Annotated in this window: 4 protein-coding genes; 3 read left to right on the top strand and 1 reads right to left on the bottom strand. The window is 58.0% G+C overall.

The features are described 5' to 3' along the window. Nucleotides 1–109 precede the first annotated feature (109 nt). Nucleotides 110–478, top strand: a complete 369-nt coding sequence (locus NW820_RS10265; protein ID WP_414407428.1) for a late competence development ComFB family protein — start codon at nucleotides 110–112, stop codon at nucleotides 476–478. A 13-nt stretch (nucleotides 479–491) separates the two neighbouring features. After that, a complete protein-coding gene (gene pheA / locus NW820_RS10260; protein ID WP_414407427.1) occupies nucleotides 492–1,478 on the top strand; it encodes a prephenate dehydratase in 987 nt (328 codons plus the stop codon). A 256-nt stretch (nucleotides 1,479–1,734) separates the two neighbouring features. On the opposite strand, the gene NW820_RS10255 is transcribed toward pheA, so the two are convergent. Further along, a complete protein-coding gene (locus NW820_RS10255) occupies nucleotides 1,735–2,592 on the bottom strand; it encodes a sulfite exporter TauE/SafE family protein (protein WP_011432297.1) in 858 nt (285 codons plus the stop codon). Nucleotides 2,593–2,934: 342 nt separating this feature from the next. Between NW820_RS10255 and NW820_RS10250 the strand changes: the two genes are divergently transcribed. Continuing rightward, entirely contained in the window at nucleotides 2,935–4,653 is a 1,719-nt protein-coding gene (locus NW820_RS10250; protein ID WP_414407426.1) for a transglutaminase domain-containing protein, read from the top strand. The last annotated feature ends 113 nt before the right edge of the window (nucleotides 4,654–4,766 follow it).

Below are 4,766 nucleotides of genomic sequence, written 5' to 3'. Positions count from 1 at the left end.
CTTGACGTGTCAACAGAGAGTAGAGCAGCATCGAAGGTAATCGAGAGCACTCCTGCTCCCTGAAAGACAGGGGCTTGGCGGCGGGTTCGATTCACATCAGGAGGTAGCGATGGCGGAGGAACATAAGCCTCTGAAGGGCCTGGAAAATCAAATGGAACGGGCTGTTCTGGAGATGGTCAATGAAATCCTGCTGATGGAGAGTCAACAGCGCTACTGCTTCTGCGAGAAATTCTGTAACGATGCTGCCGCCCTGGCTTTGAACAACCTCCAGCCTCGATACGCCACCAGTTTTCACGGCTCTCTCCGAACTTTAGAAGCCATTCAAGCGGATCAGGAGTTGCAGAGGCTGATCCGGTTGGAGGTGGTGAAGGCCATGGACAAGGTGGCGGCCAATCCCCGTTGCCCGGAGCCTGAATGTCCTTTGCTGCTGCGCGACGCCGAGACGATAGAGTTAGAACTGGCCCCTAGCGACAATTGAAGGAATGGCTCTGATGGAGCTGCGCTCCGCTGGCGCGAACGTTTCCCCTTCGCCGGTGGCCTTTCTTGGCCCTGCTGGAACCTACACAGAGTTGGCAGCTTTGCTGGCCTGCCCTGAGCAGCCTCACCTGCACAGCCAGGGATCCCACCCCTTAGTGCCTTATCCAACGATCAGCGCCTGTCTAGAGGCGGTAGCTGCCGGCCAGCAACAATGGGCGGTGGTGCCGGTGGAAAACTCGGTGGAGGGGGGGGTCTCGATGACCTTGGATGCCCTGTGGCAACTGGAGGGGCTAGGGATCCGGCAGGCGCTGATCCTGCCCATTCGCCATGCCCTCATCGGACGTGCCTCGCGGTTGGAGCAAATTGAGCAGGTCTACTCCCACCCGCAAGCTTTGGCCCAATGTCAGGCTTGGCTGAGATCCCATCTGCCCCAGGCCACTTTGATCCCAACCCGCTCGACCACCGAAGAATTGGATCGCCTGCAGGAGCAGCCCAGCGCCGCCGTCATCGCCTCAGAACGAGCTGCCACCCTCTACCAACTGCCGGTCTTGGCCTGCCCGATCAACGATCACCCCGACAATTGCACTCGCTTTTGGGTTATTGGCCGTGCGCCGCTCTCGCGTTCCGGTCAACAGGGTGAAACCTCTGCCGATCCTGCTTCTCCGGGGGGATCCCATACTTCCTTAGCCTTCAGCCTCCCCCACAATGTGCCGGGAGCGCTGCTGAAACCTCTGCAAGTGTTTGCGGAGCGAGGCCTGAATATGTCTCGCATTGAGTCGCGCCCCACCAAAAAATCGGCAGGGACGTATGTCTTTTTTGTCGATCTGGAGAATCCTGTTGGCCAGCCCTATCTGGATGCCGAGGTGGTTGCGGCGCTGGAATCAATTGCTGAAACCTTGAAGCTCTTCGGCAGCTACCCTGTGCATGACCTCTGCAAACAAGGGGATCTATCCCAAGTAGCAAAAGCCCTGCCCTCTGAGGGGAAAGCGCGTCCAGCGTAGCCAAGTCTTTCAAACCGTTGAATCCATCTGAGTCATCAGGCCCGAAAGCTGGGAGCGACACCCGATAGAGTCATTTCAGGTTAGGGTGAGACGCCTGGGCTGCTGATCGCGCCAGCGGGACGGAGTCCTTGAAAAGCCTTCTGGATCAGTGCATGCAACATTTTGGGTTTGAGTTCAGTGTCCCAGTTTAAATCCAAATGACCGTAGCTTGGAACCAGGACTGCTGTCCCGAGCACTGGGGCAGACCAGGATCACTTCACAGAGCTCGATAACCTTGCCAGGCTTGCCAAAAAATGTAAAGAGAAAGAATGGCCAGGAAGCCCCGAAACAACAGACTGACGGTTTCATCGGGCAATTTGGGCAGGGTGCGTGTGCTAATCTGTACACCGATTAACCCCCCTGTGCCCAAGATTAAACCTGGGATCCAGAGCACATTCTGGTGGATGGTGCCGTCCCCGAACCCCAGGCCATTCCAGATCCAATCGCTGAGGCCCGCATGGCTGGCAGTGGCAGCAACTGCTGTGATCACAATGGCCCCCAGACTGGTCTGAATCGCCACTTTGATTGTCTCTTTCAGCAGCAGGATCTGCATTGGCACCAGGATCACCCCACCGCCGATGCCAAACAGCCCGGCCAACAAACCGGCAGTGCCGCCGGTCAGGGCGCGGGCTAACCAGGGAGACATCTGCCCTGAGGACTCCGTCCCGCTGAGGTGCTCGGCACCGCTGACGTCAGCCCCCAATTCTTGGGCCTGGATAACCACCTTTTTGTTGAGTTGCACCAGGTAAGTGTTGGCCAGCAGCAACACTCCAAACGCTGCCAACAGCAGATAGCTGGGAAGGCGACTGGCGATAATTGCTCCTACTTGAGCCGTAAGCAACGCTGGGATCCCCAGCAGGATCACCCGTTTCAAATCAAGCATGCCCATCCGCCAGTTTTGGATGCTGCCCGCAATCGAGGTCATAACAATGGAAAGATTGCTGGTGGCTGCAGCCTGAACCGGTGGGATCCCCAAGCTGACCTGTAAGGGCACCAGGATCACGCCACCGCCAATGCCCAGCACCCCGGCCAGGATCCCTGCCACCAGGCCGCCAATTGCCAAGGCCAACTCCATCCCCTACCACTCCCCACCGCTGCTCTATCTTGCTGGCCAAAAAGCCGCCATCATCGTAACATTCTCCAGTCCTGGCAAGACTAGCAGGGATACATCGGTCGAGAAGCCTTGGGTGTGGGGTTGAAAAGAGGCGCATCATAATAATGTTGGACAGTAAATATTGGACAGTCGTACCGCCTTGGTGCAGATCGCGCCAGCATGTCAACTTCATCCATAGGCAAGGAAGCCTTCATGGTTGCCATCCATCCGGCAAATGATCTGGGTGCTCTGAAAAATCCGGGTTCTACGGCAAAAGGATCCCAGCCTGCTTGGTGGCCTCCATCTGGGCGGCAACAGGGAACTGTGGCCCCTCTGCAACCTCTGGGGCTGGTTGCTTTGGAAGGTTTGGCCACCTGGGGAGATCGCCTGTTGGGCTTGGATCGGGTGAGGGGCTATTTGGTGGAAATTCAAGAGCACAACACCCTGCTGCTCAATCCCCATCATGTCCATTCTTTCCAAGGCGCTTACGGTTTGTGGGTAGAGTCAGAAGGGGATCAAGCGTGGATTTGGCTCAGTCGGGAGCAAGAGGGGCAAATCTTGCGCATTCCCATGTCCGCTCTGCAGCAACCGGGATCCCTGGAAGCCTTTCCAGTGTGTAGGTGCCCCTACCCTATCGAAGGGATCGCCCTCTGGAGCGATCCCCACACGGGAAACCGCTACCTCTATGCCACCTGCTACCGACGGGAAAAAATCCTGCAACTGGATCCCAGCCGTGGTCTCATCGTGCAGGAGATGCCTGCCCCTGGGGTTGGCCGAGAACAGATTGCGGTGCAGGGAGACTACCTCTGGGTGAGCGATCGGGTGGAAGAGACGATCTACGTGCTGGAGCGCCAGACCGGGCGAGAACTGGCCCGTATCCTCACCCCTTCTCCTGGGCCAACAGGCTTGGCCCATTGGCGGGGGCAACTCTGGGTGGCCTATGCCCACGAAGAAGCCTACATCGACGACAACCCCAACGCTCCAGATCCCTTGTCGGTGGCCCTGCGCGATAAAACCTGGGTGGCCCCCCTACGCCTGCGGCCTTTGGATCCCCCTAGCTCCCCCGACCCCTCTGGCGGCGGTGGAACCGAGGCCGAGGATTCCCCCATTGCCTGTCCGGTAGTTTTTCAGCCCCAGTGTCTGGGGGAACGCGCCACCTACACCCTCTCCCACGGCTATCGGGTGGAGCTGACCTATGTGGAAGAAATTGCCCAAGAAGAGCCGCGCTTCCTGCCCGATTTGGTCTGGCGAATTGCCTTGCCCTGCAACAGCCTTCGCCAACGGGTGCGCAGCCTGCACTGGGTAGGTCTGCCGTTTGAAGTGGAAGAGCAATCTGGCCAACAGGTGGCGGTGTTTTCGCTGGGATCCCTGGGGGCCCATGAGGTGCGCTTGTTTGGCTGGCGGGCGGTGTTGGATCTCTACAGTATCAAGTACTGCATCGATCCACTGGATGTAGAGGCTGCCGTTTTGCCCAGGGAGCTGCGGGATCGCTACTTGGTGGACGATGACTACCTGGCCATGGACACCTCGATTGTCCGAGAGGCAGCGCGGCTGGCCGTTGGCAGCGAGACCAACTTGCTGCGCAAAATGCTCAATATCCGGGCCTATGTTTACGACAAGCTCTCCTACCGGGTCACCTCTCGCATTGATCCGCCGGATGAGGTTTTGCGGCGTGGCTCCGGTTCTTGTGGCGAATATGTGGGGGTGCTGTTGGCTTTGGCCCGCCTCAATGGGATCCCTTGCCGCACGGTGGGGCGCTACAAATGTCCTCCCCATCCAGAACTGAAAGGGATCCCGCTGTTTCCCCAGTACAACCACGTGTGGATTGAGTTTTATCTGCCCGGCTGGGGTTGGGTGCCGATGGAGTCGAACCCTGACGATCGGGGAGAGCGTCCCTACTCGCAGCGCTACTTCATGGGCTTGCCCTGGACCCATGCCGAGATCGCCAAAGGGATCCCTTTCGAGACGATCAACACCGACCAAGCCTCAATTGGGGAGCTGGCCATTAACCATGTGCAGTTTCGCATCTTAGAAGAAATTTGAAAGGCGAATAGAGTGAGAAAACGGGCCTGAGATTGGCCAACACTGCTCCGGGAGTGATTTTTGCCGAAGATAACAATGTGGCTCCTGATGTGGTGTGGGTAAGCCGCTCTCGA

The organism is Synechococcus sp. R55.7, from assembly GCF_047461955.1.
Classification (GTDB): domain Bacteria; phylum Cyanobacteriota; class Cyanobacteriia; order Thermostichales; family Thermostichaceae; genus Thermostichus.
The sequence above is the reverse complement of the archived record's forward strand: the minus strand, read 5'-3'. Positions and strand labels throughout refer to the sequence as shown.

Excerpts from the sequence above, each read along its gene's own strand:
- NW820_RS10265 (WP_414407428.1), top strand. The coding sequence starts at position 110 with ATGGCGGAGGAACATAAGCCTCTGAAGGGCCTGGAAAATCAAATGGAA.
- pheA (WP_414407427.1), top strand. The coding sequence starts at position 492 with ATGGAGCTGCGCTCCGCTGGCGCGAACGTTTCCCCTTCGCCGGTGGCC.
- NW820_RS10255 (WP_011432297.1), bottom strand. The coding sequence starts at position 2,592 with ATGGAGTTGGCCTTGGCAATTGGCGGCCTGGTGGCAGGGATCCTGGCC.